Source organism: Denitrobacterium detoxificans (assembly GCF_015062615.1).
In the GTDB taxonomy this organism is placed as follows: Bacteria; Actinomycetota; Coriobacteriia; order Coriobacteriales; family Eggerthellaceae; genus Denitrobacterium; species Denitrobacterium detoxificans_A.
In genome coordinates, this window is record NZ_SUUH01000002.1 from 142,829 (window position 1) to 169,384 (window position 26,556).

Genomic DNA, 26,556 nt, shown 5'->3' on the forward strand with positions numbered 1-26,556 from the left:
GTGCGACGTTGAGATGTATACCGATTGGTTTTGTCCGTTCGGGCCATCGAGGGGTGGGCAGGCTGCCTAAAAGGCTGTATACTGCTTGGTGTCTTGTGGGTCCTCGATGACCCGACGGGCCGTTTCTGCGCCAACAGAAACGGCCCTTTATTTATGCGCGTCCAAAGAGACCGCCTCCTTTCCAAGTTGCATTTTCGAGAAGCCACCGTTCGTGATGCCTCCAAGGGGCGTTTTCGTTATCTCGGCGTACTGCCTGATCCGCGGCGAAATCAGCGCATTTCTTGCTGACCCCGAAGCGATCTTCGATGGAGGCATTAGATGGTTTGACTAGGATTAGGGGGTGCGGAGCGAGAAGGTAACCGGAAAAATAGTCTGCTTCTTCTTCGCAATGAGGGGTATTTGGTTCGTGACCAAGAAATGCGTGCCCTATCTCGTGGCCACCGGAGAAGCGAGCCCTGCAGAAATTAGAGCCAATTTCGTCGTTTACGGCAATGCCGATTATGCTGAAGTCTGCATTTCTGTAGGTAAACGCGTCGTTGGATGCTGATAGTGCTGCGTTTCTTTCCCTTTCGGGTAAAGCCGAATAGGGTATGAGATTGATTCTTAGCGCTTTGGCTGTTTTTGAAATGCTTATCGGGTACGTCTTGATATCGTAGTCCTCGAGCAATTCCACCACTGCGGTTTCGATTTCAATTTGTCGAGCGCGTTTAAGCAAATGCTTCCCCTATCGTTTTGCCAATGCGGCGATGAGCTCTTCGCGTTGAGCTTCAGTTAAATTATTGGCGTTACGCGCAATCAGCCGAATTGCCTCGTCAGTTTCCTGCTCTATCTTTGTGCCAATGATTTCGTCCGTTGTGACGTCGAGAACTTTGGCTATTGCCGCTATGGTAATCGGGCGTGGCTCGCGTGCCCCGCTGATGTAACGGCTCACGGCGGCTGGGGTGAGGTTTGTCTTTTCGGCTAGTTCTTTTTGACTCATTCCTTTTTCCCTGAGCAGGAGCTCAATTCGCTTCCCGACAAATGAAGGCATGGCGATTCCTTTCCTCCTATTAGATGGTAATAATTACCATCTATTGGTAATTGTAATGACAGGGAATCTCGGGGTCAAGTCACAATAATCGCGTCATGCTCGAAAAGCTCCGTTTCGACTATAAGGGGATGTGATTTCCAAAATCGTTACGTACAAATGCGAGCGACGCACCCTGAGTGTTTCAGGATGCGTCGCTCGTTTTCAAGCGTTTTGCAATTACGTGATCCGCTTAGCCCCATACCTCCTCGGCGATTTCGCGGACCAGGGCGATCTTGGCCCATTGCTCGTCCTCGGTGAGCTTGTTGCCAATTTCGCAGCTGGCGAAACCGCATTGGGGCGAGAGGCATAGGCGGTCGAGCGGAACGTATTTCGATGCTTCGCGGATGCGTGCGATGACCTGGTCTTTGTCTTCAAGCTCGGGGCGCTTCGAAGTAATGAGGCCTAGCACGACTTGCTTGCCTTCTGCAACGCTTGCCAGCGGTTCGAAGCCGCCCGAGCGTTCGTCGTCGAATTCCAGGAAGAACGCGTCAACGTGCTCACGTGCGAATAGCGTTTTTGCCACGGCTTCGTAACCGCCTTCGTTGGCGTAGGTGGAGTGGAAGTTTCCGCGGCAGACGTGCGTGTTGATGGTAAGACCCTCGGGGCGTGCGTCGAGCACGCGATTGTTCACGGCGAGCAGCTGCTCCTTCACGTCTTCGATGCCCGCTTCGTCGGTGCCGAAGAACAGGGGTGCGCGCTTGTCGCAGAGCATGCCCCACGAGCAGTCGTCGAACTGTAGGTTGCGACAGCCTGCCTCGTAGAGTTGGCTGATGAATGCGCCATAGGCAGCCACCAGGTCGTCGGCGACCTCTTCGTCGGTCGCGTAGAATGCGCGGGTACGCTCGGCGTTGAACGGCATGATGAGCTGCTCTAGGAACTGTGCCGGTGCGGGGATGGTGAGCTTCGCGACCGTATTCTCGTCTTCCAGGTCGCGTACGAAGCGATAGTGAGCCACGAAAGGATGCTCGCCTTCCAGGCGAATCTTGCCCGTTACGAAGGTGTCGTCGAGCATAGCCGCTTCGTCGTGGAAGGGGAGACCCGTTTCGGTGGGCGCATGGCCTATGCCTGTGAAACCCCACATGAAGTCGAGGTGCCAGGTAGCACGGCGAAACTCGCCGTCGGTGATCGTGGAAAGGCCAGCTGCCTGCTGCTTTGCCACTAGGTCGCGGATGGCGTCATCTTCTACGGCTGTAAGCTCCTCGCGGGAGATTGCTCCCTCTGCGAATTGGGCGCGCGCTTCGCGCAGCGCGGCGGGGCGCAGGAAGCTTCCAACGACGTCGAAACGATGCGGGGTCTTCTTATCGTAGGCAATGGCCATGGGGCGTCCTTTCCTGAGTGTGAAAGCGTTGCCTGCTAGTATACGCGCGAAGGGGCCGCTTGGGATTTCCGGAAATCCTATAACCCGTAATCGGCTTTGCCTGTATATGCCCAGGTGGCCGCTTGTCCATCTCGTTTCGATGCCTCATTTGCACCCCCATATCGTGGGATTTCCGGAAATCCCATGCGTACCCATTATCTTTGGCGGCTCTGCTTACTTTGTGCCATCCCGCGGGGCGTGCTTCGTTATGAAGTAAAGTAAATGGCCTACGACACAGATGAAATCACGTTATCGATGGGGAGCACATGGCAATCGACCTGAATTCGCTCAATCCCGAGCAGCGCGAAGCGGTGGAATGCACCGAAGGTCCGCTGCTCGTTCTCGCTGGCGCCGGAAGCGGCAAGACGCGCGTGCTTACGTACCGCATTGCCCATATGGTGGAAGACCTTTCCGTGCCGCCCTGGCAGATTCTGGCCATTACATTTACCAACAAGGCGGCCAACGAAATGCGCGAGCGTCTGGATGGCATCGTGGGGCCGGCCGTCCGTGGCATGTGGGTTTCCACGTTCCACAGCATGTGCGTGCGCGTTCTGCGTGCGAATGCCGAGGTGCTGGGCTTTTCGAATAGCTTCACCATCTATGCCGACGACGACAGCAAGCGCCTGGTGAAGGACATCATGGCGCAGCAGAACATCGATCCGAAGCGCTTCCCGGTGAACGCCATCCGCAATCGCATTTCCTCGGCGAAGAATGAACTCGTGCTCCCTGGCGAGTTCGAAGCTCAGGCTGCCGACCCTATTGCCAAGGTGGCGGCCCGCGTGTACGACGAGCTGCAGAAGCGCCTGCGCCAGGCGAACGCATTCGACTTCGACGACTTGCTTGTTTTTACGTGGTTGCTGTTCAAGAATCATCCCCAGGTGCTCGAGGCGTACCAGGATCGTTTCCGCTACATCATGGTCGACGAGTATCAGGACACCAACCGTGCCCAGTACGCCATCTGTCAGCTGCTGGCTGCCAAGCGTCGCAACCTTATGGTCGTAGGCGATGACGACCAGTCCATTTATAGCTGGCGTGGCGCAGACATTCGCAACATCCTGGATTTCGAGAAGGATTACCCGAACGCTCACACGGTGAAGCTGGAGCGCAATTACCGTTCTACGGCCACCATTCTGAACGCCGCCAACGCCGTTATCGCCAACAACGTGCATCGTAAGAGCAAGAAGCTCATCTCCACGGGCGAAGAGGGCGAAAAGGTGCAGGTCTACCTGGCCAGCGACGAGCGCGACGAAGGGCGTTGGATTGCCGGCGAGATTGAACGCCAGCATGGCAAGGGTGCGAGCTACAACCAGTTCGCCCTGTTCTACCGCACGAATGCGCAGAGTCGTACACTTGAAGATATGTTGCTGCGTGCGGGCGTTCCGTATCGCATCGTGGGCGGCACGCGATTCTTCGATCGTGCCGAGATTCGCGATGTCATGGCGTACCTCACGCTTGCCGTGAACCCTGCCGATGACATGGCGGCTAAGCGCATCATCAACGTGCCGCGACGCGGCATCGGCAAGAGCACCGTCGAGCGCATCGACATGATGGCGATCGAAAACGCGTGCACGTTCCTGGAGGCCTGTCAGCTGGCTTGCGCCGACGAGTCCTTCCGCCCCGCCACGCGTCGTGCGCTGGGTGAATTTACCCAGCTCATCATGGAGACGTCGTTCTGGGAAGGCGAACTGCGCAAGCTCGTGGAGATGGTCATTGACAAGAGCCGCCTGGTGCGTGCCCTGGAAGAGGAGAATACCGACGAGTCGCGTGGCCGAGCCGAGAACATCAAGGAATTCCTGGGCGTAGTCGACGAATTCGCCGCTACGCACGACGATTCCGATGCTCAGTTCGCCGCGCCTGTTGCCGGTGGGGAAGGTGCGGAACAGTTGGGCGAAGAACCCGTTCGCGTGCTTTCCGGCAACTCGCTTTCCGACTTCATCGAGTGGGTTACGCTGCGTACCGACCTGGATACCATGAGTGACGACGGCACGGCCGTTACGCTTATGACGGTGCACGCCGCTAAGGGTCTGGAGTTCGACTACGTGTTTACCGCGGGCATGGAGGAAACCATCTTCCCGCATATGAGCAGCATGAACGACGGTGCGGGCATAGAAGAGGAGCGTCGCTTGGCCTACGTTGCCATTACGCGCGCTCGTAAGCGTCTGTATCTTACCTGCGCGGGCCAGCGTAAGCTGTTTGGCCAGACGCAGGCTAATCCCCGCTCGCGCTTCCTGGCCGAGATTCCCTCCGAGTTGCTCTCCACCACGGGTCTTGGCTCGTCGGGCTTTTCGGGCACGGGCTGGGAAAAGCGAGGCAGTCGCCGCGGCATTTCCGGCAGTGGCGCGGAAGCGGGGCAGGGGCGCGTGTTCGGTACGTCCAGCGCGCGTGGCACGTCGAAGCGCGTGCATACGGCCCCGAAGGCTCCCCAGAAGAAGGCCGCCGCAGGTGTTACGTTTGCCATCGGCGACATCGTGGATCATAAGGTGTTTGGCCGTGGTCGCGTTGTGAAGGTAGATGGAGATACTCTCTCTATTCGCTTCTCGAAGAGCGGTTCCACCAAAAAATTGTTGAAAGACTACGCTCCAATTGTCAAAATCGGAAAGTAATCCATTTAGCCTGAAAGCTGCAAAGGAAGGAAATCCCATGGCAGAACCCATCATCATTGTGGGACACAAGAATCCGGACAACGACGCTATCTCGGCCGCTGTCGGCCTGGCGTTCTTCGAGAACGAGTTGGCTCGTCGCCAGGGCCGCGATGATGTGTACGAGGCTGTCTGCCTCGGCCCCCTTCCGCCCGAGACGGCTTGGAACCTCGAGCAGAATGGCATCGACGCTCCTCGTCTGATCGACCATGTGGAAGCCGGCCAGAAGGTCATGCTCGTCGATCACAACGAGCTGAAGCAGGCCGTCGATGGGCTGGCTGATGCCGAGGTCGTGGGCATCGTGGACCATCATCGCATTGGCGACGTTGCCACCGCTGCCCCCATCTACATGACGGTTCGCCCCTGGGGCTCCACGTGCACGGTCATTACTTCCATGTGCCGTCAGCATGGCATCGAGATTCCGGTCGAGATTGCAAATGTGCTGCTGTCCGCTATCCTCACCGACACGGTCATCCTGAAGTCCCCCACGGCTACCAAGGTCGACGAAGAGCAGATTGCCTACCTGGAAGGCATCACGGGCAAGAAGTACGTTGAGTTTGGCCAACAGCTCTTCAAGTGCCGTGGCGGCGAAGCCGATCTGCCCATCGAGAAGTACGTGGGCGCCGACGCCAAGGAATTCGAAGTGGGATCCACTACGGTGCTTATCGCCCAGCACGAAACGGTCGACCTGGAAGGCGCTATGAAGCGCGAAGAGGAAGCTCGTGCCTACATGCGCAAGCTGCAGGAGGAAAAGGGCTACGACTTCGTGCTCGTGCTCGTTACCGACATTCTGGCCGAGGGCAGCAACTTCCTGGTAGAGGGTAACCATGCCGTCGTGGATAGCGTCTTCGGAATCGATAGCTCCAAGACGGTTTGGATTGATGGCATCCTGTCCCGCAAGAAGCAGGTTGCCGCTCCCATCCTGGCTGCCAACTAGCCTTCGCGCGGTTTCCGCCGCATAGCAACCGCAAGCTCGCTTCGCCATGTCGCGGGGCGAGCTTTTTTCGTGCCTGAATTAATGCTTTCGCCAATTCGCAGGGCCGTTCGTGCCGTTCTTCAGCCCCAATGCGTCGCTCATGTGACGATTTGCGCCCTTGGCACTTTCGCATACTAAAGTGCGCTACACTGATTGCCACTGGTCCCGACACTTCCCAAGGGGGTAAGACTATGCAAGACGATTTTCGCGAGCTGGGCGAACGCATCAAGGGTCTCCGTGAGGCCTGCGAGGTATCGCGTCATTCCATGGCAGCCGAGCTTGGCGTAGATGTCGATACGTACACTGAATGGGAAGAGACGGGTGCCGACGTACCCATTTCCGCCATCTATCACATGGCGAACAAGTTCGGCGTCGAGTTCACCGAAATCCTTACGGGTGGTGAAACGCGCCTGACCAACATCCAGGTGGTCAAGGCTGGTGCCGGTCGTGAGGTGAACCGCCTTCCAGGTTATCATTTTGAAGATCTGGCCTGGCGTTTCTCGCATAAGATCATGCAGCCGCTCATGGTTACGCTCGACCCCTCCGACGACCCTGCGGAACTGGTTACCCACGGTGGCCAGGAGTTCAATTACGTAGTTCAAGGCTCCGTCATTCTTTCCTACGATGGGCGAGAGTACCAGCTCAACGAAGGTGATTCGGCTTATTTCGACCCCATGCACCCTCATGGCCAGCGGTGCGGAGGCGGCGAACCCGCCAAGTTCCTCACCTTCATTGCCGAGTAGCCGAACGTGTAGCCAGGAGTCATTGTGGATTACATTTTGAGTAAATACTGTCCTCGCATCGAGTTCGATTCGTACGAGGATTTCTTCGAGAACTTCACGATCAACATTCCCCAGAACTTTAATTTCGCCTACGACGTCGTGGACGAGTGGGCGCGCGTGGAGCCCGAAAAGAAGGCTCTGGTTTGGGTGGATGATAACGACGATCGCAAGGAGTTCACGTTCTCCGATATTTCGCGCATGTCCAACCAGATGGCCAACGTCTTCTGGGAGCAGGGCATTCGCAAGGGCGATGTCGTGCTCATGATTCTGCGTCGCCGCTGGGAATACTGGGTGTGCGCCATGGCGCTGTGCAAGATTGGCGCAACGGTGGTTCCCGCAACCATTCAGCTTACGCGCAAGGACATTGCCTACCGTTGCAATCTGGCAGGCGTGAAGATGATGGTCTGCGTGAACGATGATTACGTTTGCGAGCAGACGGAGCTTGCGCTTCAGGACGCCCCCTCGGTGCAGGGCAAGATCGTGTGCGGTGGCGAGCGCGAGGGTTGGCTGTCGTTCAGCGAGCTCATTGCCGGTGCCAGCCCCGAGTGGCAGCGCCCCGAAGGCGATGCGGCCACGCAAATCGACGACATCATGCTCATGTACTTCACCAGTGGCACTACGGGCAACGCCAAGGCCGTGGAACATTCGTTCAAGCACCCCTTTGGCCACATCATCACCGCGAAGTACTGGCAGCAGGTTCAGGAGAACAAGCTGCACATGAGCGTTACCGACAGCGGTTGGGCCAAGTTTGGCTGGGGCAAGCTGTATGGACAGTGGATGGCGGGCGCCTGTGTGTTCTGCTACGACATGATGAAGTTCGTTCCGGCGAAGCTTCTGCAGGTCATGCAGGACTACAAGCTCACCACATTCTGTGCGCCTCCCACCATGTACCGCTTCATGCTGCAGGAAGACGTTGCAAGTTACGATCTGTCCTCCATTCAGAACTTTGCTACGGCGGGTGAGCCTCTGAATGCCGAGGTCACCGTTGCGTGGGAACGCCTTACCGGCAAGAAGATTCGCGAGGGCTTTGGCCAGTCGGAAGGCCCCGTGCTCGTGGCAACGTTTCCGTGGCTCGAACCGCGTCCCGGTTCCATGGGCAAGCCCAGCCCGCTTCTGAACATTCGCTTGCTCGACGACGATGGCAACTTCGTCCCCGACGGCGAAGAGGGCGCCATTTGCGTTACCCACTTGAAGGATGCGTATCCGCCGGGCCTGTTCGTGGGCTACTTTGGCGACCCGGAGCGCACGAAGGAAGCCCTGGGTGGGGAATACTACAACCTGCATGACATGGCATGGCGCGACCCCGATGGCTATCTGTCGTTCGTGGGGCGTAACGACGACGTCATCAAGTGCTCGGGCTATCGCATTGGCCCCTTCGAAGTGGAAAGCGCGCTGGTTGCGCATCCCGCGGTCGTGGAATGCGCCGTTACCGCTGCGCCCGATCCCATTCGCGGCAAGGTCGTGAAGGCGACGGTCGTGCTGGCACGTGGGTACGTGGGCACGCCCGAGCTCACCAAGGAGCTGCAGAATCACGTGAAGAAGACCACGGCTCCCTATAAGTATCCGCGCATCGTGGAATACGTCGACGAGCTCCCGAAGACGGTGGGTGGGAAGATCAAGCGCAAGCTCATTCGCACGAATGACGGCATTGCCGATTAGCGCACCTGCGTAGCATGCTTTGGGAGGGCCCTTGCTATGGCAAGGGCCCTTTTCATGGAGGCGTAAAGCAAAGATGGAGCTTGTATGACGACGCTTACGAGCGATGAGCCATTTGTCGTAAAGTACCCACCTGTTATAGAGATAGCGCAGTGAGGGCACTGAATTCGCGAAGGCGGATGTCGTAACGAGCTAGGTTACGGCATCCGCCTTTTTCGTTGTCCTGCTGCAAGCAGAAGGAGGTACTTGCTCTTCATGAATCAGATGAACGAAATGCCCAAGGCGCGCGTGCAGGTTGCGCACCCGTATCTCGCGCTCATGGGTTTGTATCTGGCTGGCTTTACCGGCATGTATAGCGAGACCGCGCTCAACATCGCACTTCCGCAGCTCTCTGCTGCATTCGGCGTGGATAGCTCGCTTACGCAGTGGATGGTAGTGGGCTACATGCTCGTCATTGGCTTGTGCATGCCGTTTTCGAGCTTGCTCCTGAAGTGGGCAAGCGCGCGCAAGCTTACCATCTTCGCACTGGGTGCGTTTATCGTGGGTTCGCTCATCAGCGGATTTGCCAACGATTTTGCCGTTGCGCTCGTTGGCCGTTGCATTCAGGGCGTAGGAACGGGTATCGTGCTTCCGCTTATGTTTAGCATGGTCATGCAGGTTATTCCTCCCCATAAGCTGGGTGCCGCCATGGGCATCACCGCGCTCGTCATCATGTTCGCACCTGCCGTAGGCCCCACGCTGGCTGGCATTATCATGGGTGCGCTATCCTGGCGCTGGATCTTCTTCAGCTTCGTGATCGTGCTTGCCGTTGGCATGGTGTTCGCCGTGAAGTTCGAAGTGAACGCCTTTGAGGTAACGCGTCCCCATGTAGACGTTCTCTCCGTACTGCTCTCGTGCGCCGGTTTTGGCCTGGTGGTGTTTGGCGCTGGTAGCGCCTCGAGCTTCGGCTGGCTTTCGGTGCCGGTGCTTGCGTCCCTTATCGTGGGTGCGTTGTGCTTGGTTGCGTATGGCCGTCGTCAGATGGGCATGAGCACTCCCGTTATCAATATGGACGTCTTCAAGGTGCGTGGCTTCCGCATTGGCACCTTGCTCATGATCGTGAATTTCGGCATTACTCTTTCGGCGATGTACATTCTGCCCCAGTTTTACCAGAATGCCATGCTGGTTCCCGTTGCCGTCACGGGCATGCTGCTGCTTCCCGGTGGCATCGTGAATGCCCTGGTGAGCATGGTTGCTGGTCGCCTGTATGACAAGATGGGCGCACGCATGCTCTCCCTCGCGGGCTTTGCGCTTTCGGTTGTGGCTGCGGGCATGTTCCTTACCGTTACGCCCGCAACGCCGCTTGCGTTCGTTATTGCCGCGCATGCAGTGATGATGGTGGGCGTGCCTCTGGCCATGTCGCCCGTGCAGACGCACGGTCTTGCCGCGCTTCCCGCTCGTCTTTCCACGGATGGTACGACGGTGCAGAATACGCTTCAGCAGGTCGGTGGCGCAATTTGCACGGCCGTTGCCACGAGTCTGCTCATGGCGGGGCAGGGCGCTTCGGGGGCGGCGGACGCGTCGCTTGCATTCTCGAATGGATCGCACTGGGTGTTCCTGCTGGTGTTCGCGCTTGCCGTGGTGGGGCTCATCCTGTCCCTCCGCCTGTCCGATCCGCGCAAAACCGTGCGTGAGGTCGAATCCTCTACGGCGCCGCAGGCTGCGTAGCGCTCGATGATATACGCCCGTCTTCGTACGGGCATAAAGAAGGCGCCCTGGAGGAATCCGGGGCGCCTTTGTGTAGATGATGGTGTCTTCTGGCGTTACTTCACTACCAGGACATCGCACTCTTGCGTGCGAATGAGATGCGTGCTTACGCTGCCCACGAACGCATACTTGATGCTGGAGAGGCCACGCGCGCCGCAGATGACCAGATCGGGATCGAACGGGGCGATGAGCAGGTTGTCGAGCGTGTCGTTGATGGAACCGGCCTCGACGACGACTTCCACGCTGGGAATGTTCTCGTCGGCTTTCGCCTCTTCCAGGATGTCGGCGATCTGACGCTCGGCTTCCTGCCTGGCCTGTTCGCACAGGTCTTGGAAATTGATGGCGCTCGCTTCGCTCGGCACGGCATCGACCACGTGGCCAAATCGAAGGGCGGCCTTGTTGTCGGAAGCCATGGCAACAGCCTTGCGAGCAACCGCGGCCTGGGCGGAAGATCCATCAAGTGCGCAGAAGATGCGCTGATATCCAGCTGGCATGGTAATCCCTTTCCTCGTTGTGTAATTGCCTGCTTATTGTACCGCTTTTCAACGTGGGTGGATAACGATGGGAGTTTTATACGCCATAGTGATACTTTTCGCCCCCGAGAGGCGAAGGGGCTTCTTACATATATAGTGTTGCCGCACGGGCGTATTCGCGTCCCTTGCGTAGTGGGAATTCCGTCTTTTACGGCAATGTCAACACATTTCTTGAAGATTCTGCGAACAACAGGGTGGGGGAGTCGTCGATTGAGTCTTTATATATCCTTTTACCTGGGGTAATTCTAATTCACAGGTATGGATACGCCCGGGCGCGTGGCGTTTGACAGGTACTATGGGGGATAGTAAAGTACCACTTCGCGTCCCGCTGGGGCGCTTACTTTCGTGTGCGTAACAGCTGAACGCACCCGTTAGTGAAGAAGAAGGGCAAGGTGCCCGGGGTGGTTTGCTTCGGGTGACCAGGATACAGAAGGAGTAATCGCTTTGCCTACTATTAACCAGCTGGTCCGCAAGGGCCGCCACGACCAGGTCGTCAAGAAGAAGACCCCTGCGCTGAAGGGCAACCCCCAGAAGCGCGGTGTGTGCACGCGCGTGTACACCACCACGCCGAAGAAGCCGAACTCGGCTCTGCGTAAGGTCGCCCGTGTGCGCCTCGTAAACGGCATGGAAGTTACCGCTTACATCCCCGGCGAAGGCCACAACCTGCAGGAGCACTCCATGGTGCTCATCCGCGGCGGTCGTGTTAAGGACCTCCCCGGTGTTCGCTACAAGATCATCCGCGCTGCTCTCGACTGCGCTGCGGTTTCCGATCGCAAGCAGGCTCGCAGCCGCTACGGCGCCAAGAAGCCGAAGAAATAAGCGAAGCAACACTACTAGTAGTAAGTAACGAAAGGAAGCTTTATGCCGCGTCGTGCAGCAGCATCCCGCCGCGAAGTCAAGGCGGATGCAGTTTATAACAATCGGCTGGTCACTCAGCTGATCAACAAGGTTCTTCTCGACGGTAAGAAGTCCACCGCCGAGGGTATCGTCTACGGTGCATTCGACATCGTTGCGGAAAAGACGGGCGAAGACGCCCTGTCCGTGTTCAAGAAGGCCATGGACAACGTTCGTCCTACGCTGGAAGTCAAGCCGAAGCGTGTCGGCGGCGCCACCTACCAGGTGCCCATGGAGGTCAACTCCCGTCGTGCCACCACGCTCGCTATCCGCTGGATCGTCGACTTCAGCCGCAAGCGCAAGGAACACACGATGAAGCAGCGTCTCGCCGCTGAAATCATGGATGCCGCCGAAAACCAGGGCGCTTCCGTTAAGCGTCGTGAAGACCTCTACAAGATGGCTGAATCCAACCGCGCCTTCTCGCACTATCGCTTCTAGGGGGATCTAGCATGGCTAAGAATACGCTTCAGGATACTCGTAATATCGGTATCATGGCTCACATCGATGCCGGTAAGACCACCACGACGGAACGTATCCTGTACTACACGGGCAAGACCCACAAGATCGGCGAGGTGCATGATGGCGCCGCGACGATGGACTGGATGGTTCAGGAGCAGGAGCGCGGCGTAACCATTACCTCCGCTGCTACCACGTGCTTCTGGAAGAAGGACGGTAAGGATTACCGTATTCAGATCATCGACACCCCAGGCCACGTAGACTTCACGGCCGAGGTTGAGCGCTCCCTGCGCGTCCTCGACGGTGCCGTCGCTGTGTTTGACGCCGTTGCTGGCGTTCAGCCCCAGTCTGAAACCGTTTGGCGTCAGGCCGTGCGCTACGGCGTACCCCGCATCGCCTTCATCAACAAGTATGACCGCGTTGGCGCCGACTTCTTCCATGCTATCGACACCATGCGCGATCGTCTGGGCGCCAAGGCTGTTGCCGCTCAGGTTCCCATGGGTGCCGAAGACAACTTCTGGGGTGTCATCGACCTGGTTACCATGACCGCTTGGGACTTCAAGGCCGACGAAAAGGGCATGACCTACCCCGAGGCCATGGATGCCATTCCTGCTGAATTCCAGGAGCAGGCCGAGCTCTACCGCCAGGAACTCGTTGAGGCTGCCGCCGACTGCGACGACGCCCTCATGGAGAAGGTCCTCATGGAGGAAGAGATCACGGTCGAGGAACTGAAGGCTGCTCTGCGCAAGGGCGTCATCGGCAACATGATCAACCCCGTGTTCGTGGGCTCCGCTTACAAGAACAAGGGTGTTCAGGAACTGCTCGACGCTGTTGTCGACTACCTGCCCAGCCCCGTCGACGTTCCCGCCATCAAGGGTACGAACCCCGAGACCGGCGAGGAAGACGAGCGCCCCAGCGATATGAAGGCTCCCTTCTCCGCTCTGGCATTCAAGATCATGACCGACCCGTTCGTTGGTAAGCTCACCTACCTGCGTGTTTACTCCGGTAAGCTCGAGGCTGGCTCCTACGTGGTCAATGCCACGAAGGACAAGAAGGAGCGCATCGGCCGTCTGCTGCAGATGAACTCCAACCAGCGTATCGACCTCGACAACTGCGCCGCCGGCGACATCGTTGCCGTTGTTGGTCTGAAGAACACCACCACGGGCGACACGCTGTGTGACGAGAACGCTCCCATCGTGCTCGAGTCCATGGAATTCCCCGACCCCGTTATCGACGTTGCGGTCGAGCCGAAGACCAAGGCCGAGCAGGACAAGATGAGCGTTGCTCTGCAGAAGCTCGCCGAGGAAGATCCGACGTTCCGCGTTTCCACCAACGAGGAAACCGGCCAGACCATCATCGCCGGCATGGGCGAGCTGCATCTGGAAATCATCGTCGACCGTCTGCTCCGCGAGTTCAAGGTCGAGGCTAACGTGGGTAAGCCCCAGGTTGCCTACCGCGAGACGGCTACCACCCGCGCCGACAACGTGCAGGGCAAGTTCGTCCGCCAGTCCGGTGGTCGTGGTCAGTACGGCGATGCCGTCATCAACCTCATTCCGCAGGAGCAGGGTGCAGGCTACGAGTTCGTCAACAACATTGTGGGCGGTGCCATTCCCAAGGAATACATCCCCTCGGTCGACAAGGGCATCCAGGAAGCACTCAACAACGGCGTTCTGGCTGGCTACCCGGTCGTCGACGTCAAGGTCGAGCTGGTCGACGGTTCTTACCACGAGGTCGACTCCTCCGAAGCCGCCTTCAAGGTTGCCGGCTCCATGGCCATCAAGAACGCTCTGAAGAAGGCCAACCCGGTCATCCTCGAGCCTATGATGAGCGTCGAAGTCGAAACGCCGGAAGAGTACATGGGCGACGTTATGGGCAACCTGTCCAGCCGTCGTGGCCAGATTCAGGGCATGGGCGACCGCGGCAACGCCAAGGTCATCAACGCCAAGGTGCCTCTGAGCGAGATGTTCGGCTATGCAACCGACCTGCGCAGTGGTACGCAGGGCCGCGCTTCGTACACCATGCAGTTCGATAGCTACGACCAGGTGCCGAAGAACGTGGCAGAAGAAATCATCAGCAAGGCTGGCGGTAACGCTTAAGCCCGAAGGCTTACGTTTCGCTTCATAACGGAGGTTATACAAAGTGGCTAATCAAAAGATTCGCATCCGCCTGAAGGGCTACGACCATGAGATCGTGGATCAGTCCACCAAGCTCATCGTCGACACCGCCCAGAAGACTGGTGCTAAGGTATCCGGTCCTATTCCGCTGCCCACCGAGCGCAATATGTATTGCGTCGTGAAGGGCCCGCACGTGAACAAGGACTCTCGCGAACAGTTCGAAATGCGCACGCACAAGCGTCTGATCGACATCCTGGAGCCCACGGCCAACACGGTCGACTCCCTGATGCGCCTCGATCTTCCTGCTGGCGTTGACATCGAGATCAAGCTGTAGGAGGTTTGCAGAGCATGATTAACGCTATCTACGGTACTAAGCTGGGCATGACCCAGGTTTTCGCCGAGGATGACACGGTTGTTCCCGTAACGGTCATCCAGGCTGCCCCGAACACCATCTGCCAGGTCAAGACCGCCGAGACCGACGGTTACGAGGCTGTGCAGCTGGGCTTCGGCACCATTAAGGAAAAGAAGGTCAACAAGCCCATGGCTGGCCATTTCGCCAAGCAGGGCGCAGAGCCTGTCCGTCACCTTCGCGAGGTTCGCGTTGAAAACGCTTCCGAGTACAAGGTGGGCGACACGGTAACGGTTGCCAACTTCTCCGAGGCTAAGCTCGTCGACGTCACCGGCACCTCCAAGGGTAAGGGCTTCGCTGGCGTCATGAAGCGCTACGGCTTCGCTGGTGGTCCTGGTGGACACGGTGCTCACTTCCATCGTGCTCCCGGTTCTGTGGGCATGTGCGCTACGCCTTCCCGCGTTCTGAAGGGCCTGCGTCTGCCTGGTCACATGGGCTGCGACACGGTTACCGTGAAGAACCTCGAGGTCGTTTCCGTCAACGAAGAGCAGAACCTGATTCTGGTCAAGGGTGCGGTGCCCGGCGGCAAGAACGCCATGGTCCGCGTTCGCCTGGCCTAAACCCAAGGAGTTAACACATTATGGCAAACATTGAAGTTAAGAACACGAGCGGCAAGAAGGTCGAAGTACGCGACCTGAACGCTGCGGTGTTCGGCATCGAGCCGAACATCCCCGTGATGCATCAGGTCGTGCGCGCCCAGCGTGCTTCCTGGCGCCAGGGTACGCATGACACCAAAACCCGTGGCCAGGTGCGCGGCGGCGGCAAGAAGCCGTGGCGTCAGAAGGGCACCGGCCGTGCTCGTCAGGGTACGATTCGTGCTCCCCAATGGGCTGGCGGCGGTACGGTCTTCGGTCCGCATCCCCGTTCCTACGCTTTCCGCGTGAACAACAAGGAAGTCAAGCTTGCTCTGCGCTCCGCGCTGTCCGCTAAGCTGGCCGACGAAGAGCTGTACGTTGTCGACGCTTTCGGCTTCGAAGCTCCCAAGACCAAGGATGCGAAGGCTTGCCTCGAGGCTCTGAACGTTTCCGGTCGCACCACGATCGTGGTTGGCGACGAAGACGTGAACGCCTACCTCAGCTTCCGCAACCTTCCCCTCGTCGAGGTTATCCCCGTCAGCGAGATGAACACCTACGACCTGGTGAACAACAAGGCGCTCGTTATCAGCGCCGAGGCTCTGAATCGCATCGAGGAGGTGCTTGCATAATGAAGGATCCCCGCGAAGTGATCATCCGCCCCGTCATTTCTGAGCATAGCTACGACATGATGGAGAACAACGTTTACACGTTCGAAGTTGCCAAGAGCGCTAACAAGATCGAAATCGCCAAGGCTGTCGAGGAAATCTTTGACGTCAAGGTCAAGAAGGTCAACACGCTCAACGTGAAGTCCAAGCCGAAGCGTGTCCGCTACACCATGGGCCGCACCCGCACTTGGAAGAAGGCCATGGTTACCCTGGCCGAGGGCGACAGCATCGAGCTGTTCACCGCCTAAATCTAGCTTATTCGCTAGTTTTGAAGAGCACCTGGCTTATGCTGGGTGCTCTTTTCGTTGCTGGGGTGTTCGACCTGGGGGAGGGGCGTGCCCCGCAACCCCTCTGGCACACCCGCTCCGCTGCTCGCGTGGTTTTGGCCCCACACGGGCCAAAACCTACGCTCGTGCGCTCGCTGCTTCATGCATTTACTTGGCGCTGCTCGGGGGTTGCCGACGTTTGTCGGAAGCTTCGCTTCCTCCTCCGTCGGCAACCCCCGAGTTCAGCGCCTTTTGTATGGCTTTCAGAGTGTGCCAGAGGGGTTGCGGGGCACGCCCCTTGCCGCAGGTCGGATTGAGCTACAACAAAGGCGTCTAATCGTCGCACCCTGTGGGGAGCATCGCTGCGCTCGCTCTTCTTGCTGATGGGTTTGCCTATTCCCGGGCGGTGGCCAGTTCGCTAACTGGGATCGCTTAAAACGTTCGGCAACTGTAGCTGTTGCCGATGCTTCTCCCCTTAATTGCTTTCGTTGGGGCTATTTGGATTAGCCGTGCTTGTTGTCAGGGCTGGATTCGCTGCGCGAATCGGCGCCTTCGCCCAGCTTGGGGTATGGGGTGGGTTATTGCCTGTTCGGCTGTTGGATTGCCGAATAGTCACTGACTTTCGTTGTGCGCACCATTGGTTCGGCTCGTAACGTACTGGCGATGCTGCGGGCCTACGGCCCGCAGCGAGCGGGATGGATGCCGTCCTTGGTTGGGTTCGAGCAGGTCGAAAACCGATTTAAGCGAGGCTGCTATTTGCCCATCGTGGGGAAGTCTTACCAGGTCGTTAAGCATCCGACCTGCGCACGGTAGTAAGTTGAACCGGGTAGGTCGGGCGGCCACATGGCCCCGTAGGGACACTGTGAAAGCAAAAAAATAAAGCGCTATGCTCGGGGTTGCGGCGTAGAGAGCGGGAAGCAAAGCTTCACGCAAATCTACGCCGCAACCCCGAGCAGCGCGAAGTGAAAGCATGAACCAGCGAGCGCACGAGCGTAGGTTTCGGCCCGTGCGGGGCCGAAACCACGCGAGCAGCGGAGCGGGTGTCCCAAAGGGGCCATGCGGCCGCCCGACCGGACAACCCGAAAAAGCTTACTGCCGCGTAAGCGTCTTGGAATGGTTCACGACCAGCGTAAGCAGCATTCCAACGACGATGGGGAAGTAGAAGGTGAGCAACCTCCAGATGAAGGTGGAAAGGGCCACTACGGCTGCATTGGGGTAGATGGTGCTGAAGAAGAGTGCGTACGAGCTCTCGGCGGCGCCCACGGCACCGGGGGTGGGAACGAACGACGAGATCATGTACACGAACGCCTGGCAGGAAATGATTGAAAGGAAGTCGGCATCTACGTAACCAAATCCTCGATAGATGACGTACGAGATGGAGAAGTATTCAGCCAGCTGCACGAATGTAACGGCAGACGACTTCGCCAGCAGCTTGGGCTCCTTCAGGAGGAACTGAATCTCGTTGTAGGCGTCGCTGATCTGCTTGTCTGCCCAGGCGATGGAGCCATCCAAATCCTTGACAAGGTGAATCTTCGCGCCCAAGCGCAAAACGACGTGCACGACATGCTGCGTACCGGAGCGCCAGAAGGCCAGTAGAAGGAGCATGGTCATAAGGCCCAGGCCACCGATGAAGCCAACGATAACGAGTGCCATGAGGGCGGGGTTTTCGTTGGTGAAGTACGTAAAGCGCAGAAGCAGCACGATAGCGCAGAACGTGGTGGTGGAGAGCTGGTACGAGATGAACCTGCATAGCAGCATGGGGATTGACTTCGAGTACGGCATGCCGAAACGGCGATAGTAGTACGCTTGGAAGGGCTGGCCGCCACTGGAAAGCGGCGTGACGCAGTTGAAGTACTGCCCGATGACGGTAACGATATTTGTCTTGTAGAACTTGAAGCCAGGGTGCATCTTGTTAGCGAAAATCTGAATGCATACGCTTTCGAGCACCCAGTAGAGCACCACCATGAACAGGGCAAGCGTGAGCCACGTCCAGCGAATGTCGCTTACTGCTTCGGCCAGTTCGCTGGCTTCGCCGCCGATGAAAAGATACACGCACAGAAGGCCAAATGCCAGAATGAGCAGGACGATGTTAAGAATCTTCCCCTTGATATGGGGTTCTTCGATAACTTCTTCTTCGTCGACTATCGGCTTTTCCGTGTCCCGCATGGGTGCCTTTCCCTGCAAGTCCCTCGTGCGTATCCCCCTTCGAAGCGGGATTACGCGAACTTGAAAATCCTGTTCACAAATGAATATACGCCACGAGCCAGGGCACGGCCGATGGGGGTGTGACGATACGTCCATCCGGCCATGGAATGCTTTACGAAGCGATACATGGCGGAATCGTTCTCCTCAAGGTACTTCCAGATGGAGCGAACTTCGGCGATTGATGCCGCAGTGTTGATTTTAAACAGGTAAATGGTCGATACCGTCATCATGGTGGACAGGTATCGCGCGATGCTGTCGGCCATTTGCGGGCTCTTCGCACGAAGCTCTTCGTAATTGAAGTCGTCGATGACGTGACGCGTTGCCTGCAGCTGCTCGCTGATGTGCTTCTTCAAAACCTCGATCTCGATGGATTGGCCCTCGCGGCCGATGAGGTAGAAGTACAGATCGACATCCATATAGTACAGGTTGCGCACGTGGGGAAGTGGATGTAGAGCGTAGATGCTGTCCATGTAGGCAGCATGCTCGGGAAGCTTCAGGTCGCTTTCGCGCAAGGTCTGCACGCGATACGTCATGGCGTGCATCATGAAGTACTCCGAAATGGAGGGGTTCTTCGTATCGGCCCACGTGAAAACGCGGTCACGCGGCATCATGTTGCGGTAGCTGATTTGCTTGGTGGACTTGTCGGCCACGTGGTCGTACACGAAGTTCGTTACGAACAAATCGACCTGCGCATTTTCGGCTTCAAGTTCCTCGATCTTGCGAACAACGCGTTCGAGCGCTTCGGCGTCGAGATGATCGTCGGAATCGAGCACCAGCATGAACGTGCCCTGTGCCTCGCGGAGGGCGTGGTTGATTGCGCCGCCCCAGCCGGCATTTTCCTGATGGAAGACGCGTACGCTTTCGGGATAGCGCTGCTGATAGCCTTCCAGGATGGAAAGCGTTTCATCGGTGGATCCATCGTCGATGGCAACGATTTCGATGCCCGAAACCTTGTCGAGCAGGGAGTCGAAGCACTGGTCGAGGTACTCCGCGGTGTTGTAACACGGCATCGCTATGGTAAGCGTGGGGTTCAAACCTCTGATCCTCCTTGGGCATTCGGGCACAACGCGCCTATTTTATCAGTAGGCCCCAATATGGGGCGTGATAATCATGGTAAGCCTACATATATACGGGGTCACTTTATGGGGTGGGGAAGCGGGAATGGTGGAGAATCGGTTTGGGGGCTCTCATGCGTCGATCTGCCCTATATAGTATGTATGTCGCTCGGGGTTTGCCCGTATCGCTGGTTGCGTCCTCGAAGCTTCTTTGCCGTATGCGCCCCGCTTTGCGCGTACGCTCTATCTATCGCAAGCGTGATTGTGACTATTTAGTGGGTCCCTTGCGAGTGCTCCCTTTCCTATCTACAATACATCTTTGCGTCACTGTGTGTATGGATACACCCGGGCGCGTGGTAACAAACGGGGTCGTAAGTTCAAACTATCCCAGGTTTGGGCTAAGCGGCGATCGTGTGCCACAGAGACAGAAAGGAAATTTGAATGGGAGTCAAGCAATTCAAGCCGACTAGCCCCGGCCGACGCTTCCAGACGGTCTCCGACTTCGCGGAGATCACGACGGATAAGCCGGAAAAGTCGCTGCTGCGTCCTCTGCCGAAGAAGGCAGGTCGCAACAACTACGGTCGCATCACCACCCGCCATCAGGGCGGCGGCGTGAAGCGTCGTTATCGTCTTATCGATTTCAAGCGCAACAAGGACGGCGTGCCCGCCAAGGTTGCCACCATCGAATACGACCCGAATCGCAGCGCTCGCATCGCTCTGCTCCACTACGTGGACGGCGAGAAGCGCTACATTCTGCATCCGAAGGGTCTGTGCGTGGGTGATACGGTGCTTTCCGGCGAAGGTGCCGACATCAAGCCCGGCAACGCCATGCCTCTTTCGGCTATCCCCGTTGGTACGCTCGTGCATGCCGTCGAGCTGCAGCCCGGCAAGGGTGCTGCCCTGGCTCGTTCCGCTGGCACCAGCATCCAGCTCATGGGTAAGGAAGGCGACTACGCTATCCTGCGTATGCCCTCTTCCGAAATGCGCCGCGTGCTCGTAACCTGCCGCGCCACCATCGGCGAGGTTGGCAATGCCGAGCATGGCAACATCAAGATCGGCAAGGCTGGCCGCAAGCGCTGGATGGGCGTCCGTCCCACCGTTCGCGGTACCGTCATGAACCCCGTCGACCATCCCCATGGTGGTGGCGAGGGCAAGAACAAGACCGCCGGTCGTCATCCTGTTTCTCCGTGGGGCGTTCCCACCAAGGGCCATCGCACCCGCAACCCGAAGAAGGCTTCGAGCCGCCTGATCATCCGTCGTCGCAAGAAGTAGCGCGAATTAGCTAGGAGTTAATGTGAGCAGAAGTTTGAAAAAAGGTCCCTTTGTGGAACCGCGCCTTCTCAATCGCATCGATGCGATGAACGCTGCGGGCACGAAGGACGTCGTCAAGACCTGGTCCCGTTCTAGCACCATCTTCCCGGAAATGGTGGGTCACACCATCGCCGTTCATGATGGTCGCAAGCACGTGCCGGTATACATCACCGAATCCATGGTTGGCCACAAGCTGGGAGAGTTCGCTCCCACGCGTACGTTCCGCGGCCATGCGAAATAAGTAGGGAGGGATAGAACATGGAAGCTAAAGCAATCGCTCGCTACGTGCGCGTCTCGCCCCGCAAGGCTCGCATCGTCGTAGACCAGGTGCGCGGCAAGTCCGTAATCCAGGCTCGTGAGATCCTGGCTTACACCGAACGCGCTATCGCCGAAACCGTCGAGAAGACGCTCAACTCGGCCGTTGCCAACGCAGAGCACAAGGATCATGTAAACGCCAATCAGCTCGTGGTCAAGGCCGCCTACGTCGACGAAGGCCCCACGCTGAAGCGCATTCGTCCTCGTGCAAAGGGCTCCGCGTCGCGCATCCGCAAGCGCACGAGCCACATCACCATTATCGTTGGCACCCGAGAGGAGGCATAAAACACATGGGACAGAAAGTCAGCCCCACCGGCTTCCGCCTCGGCGTCATCGAAAACTGGCGCAGCCGCTGGTATGCCGATAAGGATTACGCGTCTACGCTGGAAAACGACCTCGCTATTCGCGAATACCTCGACAAGCAGCTCGCTCGTGCAGCCGTTTCCAAGGTTGAAATCGAGCGCGCCGGCGACAAGATCAAAATCATCATCACCACGGCTCGCCCGGGTGTTGTGATTGGCAAGAAGGGCGCTGAAATCGATGCGCTTCGCAAGAAGCTCTCGAAGGTGGCCAACGGCCCCGTCAGCGTCGAAGTTGTCGAAATCAAGCGTCCCGAACTCGACGCTACCCTTATTGCCCAGTCTGTGGCCGAGCAGCTGGAAGGCCGCGTTGCCTTCCGTCGCGCCATGCGCAAGGCTGTTCAGTCCGCTCGCAAGAGCGGTGCCAAGGGCATCCGTATCCAGTGCGCCGGCCGTCTGGGTGGCGCTGAGATGAGCCGCCGCGAGTGGTATCGCGAGGGTCGCGTGCCCCTGCATACCCTGCGTGCGAAGATCGACTACGGTTTCTACACCGCTAACACTCAGATGGGCGCCATTGGCGTTCAGGTGTGGGTGTACCACGGCGAGGTCATGCCGGGCCAGAAGGCTCCGGAACCCGCTCTGGAGGGCTCTAGCTCCCGTCCTAACCGTCGTCGTAACAACGATAGGGGGAACAAATAATGCTAGTACCCAAGCGTGTAAAGCATCGTAAGGTGCAGCGTGGCTCCATGAAGGGCAAGGCCAAGGGCGGTACGCGTCTGAACCATGGCCAGTGGGGCATCCAGGCTCTCGAAGCTCATTGGATCACCAACCGTCAGATCGAGGCTGCTCGTATCGCCATCACGCGTCAGATGAAGCGTGGCGGTAAGGTTTGGATCACGATCTTCCCTGACAAGCCCATTACCCAGAAGCCGGCTGAAACCCGCATGGGTTCCGGTAAGGGTAACCCCGAGGCTTGGGTTGCCGTCGTGAAGCCCGGCCGCATCATGTTCGAGGTTGCTGACGTTGACGAGGAAACCGCCAAGGAAGCACTTCGTCTGGCCATCAACAAGCTGCCCATCAAGTGCAAGATTGTCTCTCGCGAAACGGAGGGCCAGGAATAATGAAGGCTAGCGAAATCCGTGAACTTTCCGCCGACGACCTGCAGGCGAAGCTGAAGGAGGCGCGTGCCGAGCTGTTCAATCTTCGTTTCCAGATGGCCACCAGCCAGCTGGACAACACGGCTCGCGTCAAGCAGGTAAAGAAGGACATTGCGCGCATCCAGACCGAAATGCGCGCCCGTGAGCTCTCCGCATAAGTCAAGAGCGAACTGAAAGGACTTAAAGAGTATGAGTGAAGAACGCAACTCTCGCAAAGTTCGCCAGGGCATCGTGGTGAGCACCGCTGGCGACAAGACGTGCGTTGTCGAGGTCAAGGAGCGCAAGCCCCATCCGATCTACGGCAAGATGATGACGACCACGAAGAAGTTCCATGCGCACGATGAGAACAACGAGACGGGCGTGGGCGACACCGTTCGCATCATGGAGACCCGTCCGCTGTCCAAGATGAAGCGCTGGCGCCTCATCGAAATCGTCGAGAAGGCCAAATAGTTTGCCCCGTGCGAACTAATCGTAAGGAAGGTTTTAGCAATGATTCAGATGCAAACCATGCTCGCGGTGGCCGACAACTCCGGCGCTCGCAAGGTGCAGTGCATCAAGGTCCTCGGCGGCTCCAAGCGCCGTTACGCTGGCCTGGGTGACGTTATCATCTGCAGCGTTAAAGAGGCACTGCCCAACGGCAACGTGAAGAAGGGCGAAGTCGTCCGTTGCGTTGTCGTGCGCCAGAAGAAGGAAGTGCGCCGCAAGGATGGCAGCTACATCAAGTTCGATCAGAACGCTGCTGTTCTGATCAACGCCGATGGCTCGCCCCGTGGCACGCGTATCTTCGGGCCTGTTGCCCGCGAACTGCGCGACAAGAAGTACATGAAGATCGTGTCCCTGGCACCCGAGACGCTGTAGGGGAGGGTAGAAGTACATGAAGATGAACATCAAGAAGAATGACAAGGTCAAGGTTCTCGCCGGCAAGGACAAGGGAGCCGAAGGCACCGTCATCCGTTCGCTCCCCGCTAAGCAGCGCGTTGTGGTCGAAAAGGTGAACATGGTCACGAAGGCCATGCATCCTACGCAGGCCAATCCGCAGGGTGGTCTTACTCACGTCGAGGCTCCCATCCACGTTTCCAACGTGGCTTTGGTTTGCCCCAAGTGCAACAAGGCCACGCGCGTGAGCGTAAAGCGTGTAGATGGCAAGAAGATTCGCGTTTGCAAGAAATGCGGCGCCGATATCGATTAAATTAATCTAGTTTGCAAAACCAGCTCGTATGGGCTGGTTTTGCCATGACCCCCGTAAAGTGCGGGGGACGCGGGGTCGGTAATCCCGCGTTCAAATCATCGGAAAGGGAAGAACACAATGGCTACTCCTCGTCTGAAGGAACAGTACCAGAAGGTTGTCGCTCCCCAGCTCATCAAGGATCTGGGTATCGACAACGTCAACAAGACCCCGCGTCTTGAGAAGATCGTCGTGAACATGGGCGTTGGCGCCGCTGCCAGCGATTCCAAGCTTCTCGACGCCGCTATCGCCGACATGCGCACCATCACCGGTCAGCAGCCCATGGTTACCCGCGCCAAGAAGTCCATCGCTGGCTTCCACGTACGCGAGGGCCAGGCTATTGGCTGCAAGGTTACGCTGCGTGGCGACCGCATGTGGGAATTCCTCGATCGCCTGCTGGCTATCGCCCTTCCTCGCGTGCGCGACTTCCGCGGTATCTCCCCGAAGAGCTTCGATGGCCGTGGTAACTACACCATGGGCATCACCGAGCAGCTCATCTTCCCCGAAATCGACTACGACAAGATCGATCGTACTCGTGGTATGGACATCACCTTCGTCACCACTGCTGAAGATGACGTGGCGGCCAAGGCTCTTCTCGATGCCCTCGGCTTCCCGTTTAAGGATTAAGCAACTACACTCCGCAAAACGAGTGAGTTAAAGAAAGAAGGATATGAATGGCTAAGAAATCGATGATCGCCAAAGCGAAGCGCGAGCCGAAATTCTCGACCCGTCAGCACAATCGCTGCAGCCGTTGCGGTCGCCCCCGCGCGTATTACCGCAAGTTTGGCCTGTGCCGCGTGTGCCTGCGCGAACTGGCTAACAAAGGCGAACTTCCTGGCGTTACGAAGTCTTCCTGGTAAGAACCGGATTCAATCGTCACGTTAGGTGTGCTGCTAGCGAAGGCGCGCGCATCATGGGTGCTCGCGAACCGCGCTTTCAGCTCATCACGAACCAAAGGAGAAACAATGAGCATGAACGACCCCATCGCAGATATGCTTACGCGTGTGCGTAACGCAAATTCTGCGGGCCACGATACGGTTTCGATGCCCTCCAGCAAGAAGCTGGTGGAAATCGCCCGCATCATGCACGAAGAGGGCTATATCGCCGGCTACGAGATTGAACCCTCTAGCCCCCGCGACATCCTCGAGATTACGCTGAGGTACGGCGCCAAGAAGAACCGCACGATCCGCGGCATCAAGCGCATCAGCAAGCCTGGCCTGCGCATCTACGCTGGCAAGGACGAGCTGCCCCGCGTTCTGGGTGGTCTTGGCACTGCAATCATTTCCACGTCTCAGGGCGTTATGGCCGACCGCGATGCTCGCAAGAAGGGCATCGGCGGCGAAGTCATCGCCTACATCTGGTAAAGGAAGGGAGCGATAGTATGTCTCGTATTGGTAAGATGCCTGTCGTCATCCCCGAAGGTGTCGACGTTACCATCGACGGTTCCACCGTCACTGTGAAGGGCAAGCTGGGTGAGCTCACCCGCACCTTCCAGTCCATTCTGAAAATTTCTCAGGTCGAGAACACCATCGTGGTGGAGCGTCCTGATGATTCCCGCGAAGCCAAGAGCCTCCATGGCCTCACGCGTACGCTGATCCAGAACATGGTCATCGGCGTGTCGGAAGGCTACTCCAAGAAGCTCGAGCTCGTCGGCGTTGGCTACCGTGCCGCTCTCAAGGGTTCCAACCTTGAGCTGTCCCTCGGTTTCTCGCATCCCGTTGTTGTCGAGCCTCCGGCCGGCATCACGTTCGAGGTTCCCAGCCCCACGGAAATCTTCGTGAAGGGCGCCAGCAAGGAAGCCGTCGGTCAGGTTGCCGCTAACGTTCGCGCCTGGCGCAAGCCTGAACCCTACAAGGGCAAGGGTATCCGCTACGAGGGCGAGCATGTCCGTCGTAAGCTCGGCAAAGCCGCCAAGTCCGAATAAGCGCGAAGGGATACGATATGAAGAAGCTTCAGAAAAAGCAAGCTGGGCTGCGTCGCCGTCATACCCGCGTGCGCGGCAAGGTTTCGGGCACGGCCGCCCGTCCCCGTCTGTGCATCACGCGCAGCAACTCCAACATGTACGCTCAGGTTATCGACGATGTAGCTGGCAAGACGCTCTGCGGCGTGTCCACGCTCGGCCCTGAGTTCAAGGCTACCGACAAGAAGGGCGCTACCGTCGAAGGTGCCGCCGCGCTTGGCGAGATTATCGGCAAGAAGGCTATTGCCGCCGGTATTACCGAAGTCGTTTTCGACCGTGGCGGAAACCTGTATCACGGGCGCATCAAGGCTGTTGCCGAAGGTGCCCGCGAAGCAGGCCTGAAATTCTAAGAGAGGGTTAGTATGGCTCGTAAGCAAGAACATCAGTCTGACGTTCCTGAGCTTCAGGAGCGCGTGGTATACATCAATCGCGTTTCCAAGGTTGTCAAGGGTGGCCGTCGCTTCGGTCTCACCGCCCTGGTCGTCGTAGGCGACGGTAACGGCAACGTGGGCATCGGCATGGGTAAGTCCCAGGAAGTGCCCATCGCCATCCGCAAGGGTGTCGAAGACGCCAAGAAGAACATGTTCTCCGTGCCGCTCACTGCCGATGGTACGCTTCCTCACGAAGTTATCGGCGAGTACGGCGCAGGCCGTGTGCTCATCAAGCCGGCTACGCCTGGTACCGGCGTTATCGCCGGTGGCGCTGCTCGTGCCGTCATGGAGCTCGCTGGCGTCAAGGACGTCTTCGCGAAGTCCCTGGGCACCGACAACGTTATGAACGTGGTCAAGGCTACCGCTGCTGGCCTGCAGTCCATGCAGAGCCCCGAAGAAGTGGCCGAGCGCCGCGGCATTTCGGTCGCCAAGATCTACGGCTGGAAGGACAGTGAATAACC

The 26,556-nt window shown here is 58.0% G+C and carries 33 protein-coding genes; 27 read left to right on the top strand and 6 right to left on the bottom strand.

The window, feature by feature from the left end:
* Positions 1-151 precede the first annotated feature (151 nt).
* From E7002_RS03340 to E7002_RS03350, 3 genes are all read right to left on the bottom strand, one after another.
* A complete protein-coding gene (locus E7002_RS03340; protein ID WP_303727494.1) occupies positions 152-715 on the bottom strand; it encodes an ImmA/IrrE family metallo-endopeptidase in 564 nt (187 codons plus the stop codon).
* Between the two features lie 9 nt (positions 716-724).
* Positions 725-1,030, bottom strand: a complete 306-nt coding sequence (locus E7002_RS03345; protein ID WP_303727495.1) for a helix-turn-helix domain-containing protein — start codon at positions 1,028-1,030, stop codon at positions 725-727.
* 229 nt (positions 1,031-1,259) lie between these two features.
* Positions 1,260-2,387: a 5-methyltetrahydropteroyltriglutamate--homocysteine S-methyltransferase gene (locus tag E7002_RS03350; protein ID WP_303727496.1), complete on the bottom strand. Its 1,128-nt coding sequence runs from the start codon at positions 2,385-2,387 to the stop codon at positions 1,260-1,262.
* A gap of 305 nt (positions 2,388-2,692) precedes the next feature.
* Between E7002_RS03350 and E7002_RS03355 the strand changes: the two genes are divergently transcribed.
* From E7002_RS03355 to E7002_RS03375, 5 genes are all read left to right on the top strand, one after another.
* A complete protein-coding gene (locus E7002_RS03355) occupies positions 2,693-5,029 on the top strand; it encodes an ATP-dependent helicase (protein WP_303727497.1) in 2,337 nt (778 codons plus the stop codon).
* A 37-nt stretch (positions 5,030-5,066) separates the two neighbouring features.
* Positions 5,067-6,002: a manganese-dependent inorganic pyrophosphatase gene (locus E7002_RS03360; RefSeq protein WP_303727498.1), complete on the top strand. Its 936-nt coding sequence runs from the start codon at positions 5,067-5,069 to the stop codon at positions 6,000-6,002.
* A 230-nt stretch (positions 6,003-6,232) separates the two neighbouring features.
* On the top strand, positions 6,233-6,784 hold the full coding sequence (locus tag E7002_RS03365; RefSeq protein WP_303727499.1) for a helix-turn-helix domain-containing protein: 552 nt from the start codon (positions 6,233-6,235) through the stop codon (positions 6,782-6,784).
* Positions 6,785-6,808: 24 nt separating this feature from the next.
* Entirely contained in the window at positions 6,809-8,482 is a 1,674-nt protein-coding gene (locus E7002_RS03370; protein WP_303727500.1) for an AMP-binding protein, read from the top strand.
* A 252-nt stretch (positions 8,483-8,734) separates the two neighbouring features.
* Entirely contained in the window at positions 8,735-10,186 is a 1,452-nt protein-coding gene (locus tag E7002_RS03375; protein WP_303727501.1) for a DHA2 family efflux MFS transporter permease subunit, read from the top strand.
* A 95-nt stretch (positions 10,187-10,281) separates the two neighbouring features.
* Here the strand turns inward: E7002_RS03375 and E7002_RS03380 are convergent, their stop codons facing one another.
* Positions 10,282-10,719: a universal stress protein gene (locus E7002_RS03380; protein ID WP_303727502.1), complete on the bottom strand. Its 438-nt coding sequence runs from the start codon at positions 10,717-10,719 to the stop codon at positions 10,282-10,284.
* Positions 10,720-11,202: 483 nt separating this feature from the next.
* Here E7002_RS03380 and rpsL point away from each other — a divergent pair, with 483 nt between their 5' ends.
* From rpsL to rplW, 7 genes are read left to right on the top strand one after another with little or no spacing between them, the layout of a single operon-like run.
* Positions 11,203-11,577: a 30S ribosomal protein S12 gene (gene rpsL / locus E7002_RS03385; RefSeq protein WP_066663304.1), complete on the top strand. Its 375-nt coding sequence runs from the start codon at positions 11,203-11,205 to the stop codon at positions 11,575-11,577.
* A gap of 42 nt (positions 11,578-11,619) precedes the next feature.
* Positions 11,620-12,090, top strand: coding sequence for a 30S ribosomal protein S7 (rpsG, locus tag E7002_RS03390; RefSeq protein WP_066663301.1), 471 nt, complete (start codon positions 11,620-11,622; stop codon positions 12,088-12,090).
* A gap of 11 nt (positions 12,091-12,101) precedes the next feature.
* Positions 12,102-14,204, top strand: coding sequence for an elongation factor G (gene fusA / locus E7002_RS03395; protein WP_303727503.1), 2,103 nt, complete (start codon positions 12,102-12,104; stop codon positions 14,202-14,204).
* 43 nt (positions 14,205-14,247) lie between these two features.
* Complete coding sequence (rpsJ, locus tag E7002_RS03400) at positions 14,248-14,556, top strand: 30S ribosomal protein S10 (protein WP_066663296.1); 309 nt, start codon at positions 14,248-14,250, stop codon at positions 14,554-14,556.
* 14 nt (positions 14,557-14,570) lie between these two features.
* Positions 14,571-15,191 carry a 50S ribosomal protein L3 gene (gene rplC, locus E7002_RS03405; RefSeq protein WP_066663294.1) on the top strand — a complete coding sequence of 207 codons (621 nt, stop codon included), beginning with the start codon at positions 14,571-14,573 and terminating at the stop codon, positions 15,189-15,191.
* A gap of 20 nt (positions 15,192-15,211) precedes the next feature.
* Positions 15,212-15,835, top strand: coding sequence for a 50S ribosomal protein L4 (rplD, locus tag E7002_RS03410; RefSeq protein WP_303727504.1), 624 nt, complete (start codon positions 15,212-15,214; stop codon positions 15,833-15,835).
* The gene (rplW, locus tag E7002_RS03415) at positions 15,835-16,119 is read left to right on the top strand and encodes a 50S ribosomal protein L23 (RefSeq protein ID WP_066663288.1); all 285 of its coding nucleotides are present in this window, start codon (positions 15,835-15,837) and stop codon (positions 16,117-16,119) included. Before rplD ends, rplW begins: the two co-directional genes overlap by 1 nt.
* 1,107 nt (positions 16,120-17,226) lie before the next feature.
* Here the strand turns inward: rplW and E7002_RS03420 are convergent.
* Together E7002_RS03420 and E7002_RS03425 are read right to left on the bottom strand one after the other, a co-directional pair.
* Positions 17,227-18,303, bottom strand: a complete 1,077-nt coding sequence (locus E7002_RS03420; RefSeq protein ID WP_303727505.1) for a lysylphosphatidylglycerol synthase transmembrane domain-containing protein — start codon at positions 18,301-18,303, stop codon at positions 17,227-17,229.
* Positions 18,304-18,353: 50 nt separating this feature from the next.
* Complete coding sequence (locus tag E7002_RS03425) at positions 18,354-19,376, bottom strand: glycosyltransferase family 2 protein (RefSeq protein ID WP_303727506.1); 1,023 nt, start codon at positions 19,374-19,376, stop codon at positions 18,354-18,356.
* A 462-nt stretch (positions 19,377-19,838) separates the two neighbouring features.
* On the opposite strand from E7002_RS03425, the gene rplB reads away from it, so the two are divergent.
* From rplB to rpsE, 15 genes are all read left to right on the top strand, one after another.
* Positions 19,839-20,669, top strand: coding sequence for a 50S ribosomal protein L2 (gene rplB / locus E7002_RS03430; RefSeq protein WP_303727507.1), 831 nt, complete (start codon positions 19,839-19,841; stop codon positions 20,667-20,669).
* A gap of 22 nt (positions 20,670-20,691) precedes the next feature.
* A complete protein-coding gene (rpsS, locus tag E7002_RS03435; protein WP_303727508.1) occupies positions 20,692-20,949 on the top strand; it encodes a 30S ribosomal protein S19 in 258 nt (85 codons plus the stop codon).
* Positions 20,950-20,966: 17 nt separating this feature from the next.
* Positions 20,967-21,308 (top strand): 50S ribosomal protein L22, encoded by a 342-nt coding sequence (gene rplV, locus E7002_RS03440; protein ID WP_066663275.1) that lies wholly within the window; start codon positions 20,967-20,969, stop codon positions 21,306-21,308.
* A gap of 5 nt (positions 21,309-21,313) precedes the next feature.
* Positions 21,314-22,021 (top strand): 30S ribosomal protein S3, encoded by a 708-nt coding sequence (gene rpsC / locus E7002_RS03445; RefSeq protein WP_066663271.1) that lies wholly within the window; start codon positions 21,314-21,316, stop codon positions 22,019-22,021.
* A complete protein-coding gene (gene rplP / locus E7002_RS03450) occupies positions 22,021-22,443 on the top strand; it encodes a 50S ribosomal protein L16 (protein ID WP_066663267.1) in 423 nt (140 codons plus the stop codon). The genes rpsC and rplP overlap by 1 nt, the downstream gene beginning before the upstream one ends.
* Entirely contained in the window at positions 22,443-22,637 is a 195-nt protein-coding gene (rpmC, locus tag E7002_RS03455; RefSeq protein ID WP_066663264.1) for a 50S ribosomal protein L29, read from the top strand. The genes rplP and rpmC overlap by 1 nt, the downstream gene beginning before the upstream one ends.
* Before the next feature lie 31 nt (positions 22,638-22,668).
* A complete protein-coding gene (gene rpsQ / locus E7002_RS03460) occupies positions 22,669-22,929 on the top strand; it encodes a 30S ribosomal protein S17 (protein WP_066663253.1) in 261 nt (86 codons plus the stop codon).
* A gap of 39 nt (positions 22,930-22,968) precedes the next feature.
* Positions 22,969-23,337 carry a 50S ribosomal protein L14 gene (gene rplN, locus E7002_RS03465; protein ID WP_066663250.1) on the top strand — a complete coding sequence of 123 codons (369 nt, stop codon included), beginning with the start codon at positions 22,969-22,971 and terminating at the stop codon, positions 23,335-23,337.
* 22 nt (positions 23,338-23,359) lie between these two features.
* The gene (gene rplX / locus E7002_RS03470) at positions 23,360-23,668 is read left to right on the top strand and encodes a 50S ribosomal protein L24 (protein ID WP_066665115.1); all 309 of its coding nucleotides are present in this window, start codon (positions 23,360-23,362) and stop codon (positions 23,666-23,668) included.
* A 117-nt stretch (positions 23,669-23,785) separates the two neighbouring features.
* Positions 23,786-24,331 (top strand): 50S ribosomal protein L5, encoded by a 546-nt coding sequence (gene rplE, locus E7002_RS03475; RefSeq protein WP_066663246.1) that lies wholly within the window; start codon positions 23,786-23,788, stop codon positions 24,329-24,331.
* A 47-nt stretch (positions 24,332-24,378) separates the two neighbouring features.
* The gene (locus E7002_RS03480) at positions 24,379-24,564 is read left to right on the top strand and encodes a type Z 30S ribosomal protein S14 (protein ID WP_066663243.1); all 186 of its coding nucleotides are present in this window, start codon (positions 24,379-24,381) and stop codon (positions 24,562-24,564) included.
* A gap of 105 nt (positions 24,565-24,669) precedes the next feature.
* Complete coding sequence (rpsH, locus tag E7002_RS03485; RefSeq protein ID WP_303727509.1) at positions 24,670-25,068, top strand: 30S ribosomal protein S8; 399 nt, start codon at positions 24,670-24,672, stop codon at positions 25,066-25,068.
* A 17-nt stretch (positions 25,069-25,085) separates the two neighbouring features.
* The gene (rplF, locus tag E7002_RS03490) at positions 25,086-25,628 is read left to right on the top strand and encodes a 50S ribosomal protein L6 (protein ID WP_303727510.1); all 543 of its coding nucleotides are present in this window, start codon (positions 25,086-25,088) and stop codon (positions 25,626-25,628) included.
* Between the two features lie 17 nt (positions 25,629-25,645).
* The gene (rplR, locus tag E7002_RS03495; protein WP_303727511.1) at positions 25,646-26,014 is read left to right on the top strand and encodes a 50S ribosomal protein L18; all 369 of its coding nucleotides are present in this window, start codon (positions 25,646-25,648) and stop codon (positions 26,012-26,014) included.
* A gap of 12 nt (positions 26,015-26,026) precedes the next feature.
* A complete protein-coding gene (gene rpsE / locus E7002_RS03500; protein WP_303727512.1) occupies positions 26,027-26,554 on the top strand; it encodes a 30S ribosomal protein S5 in 528 nt (175 codons plus the stop codon).
* Positions 26,555-26,556: the final 2 nt, after the last annotated feature.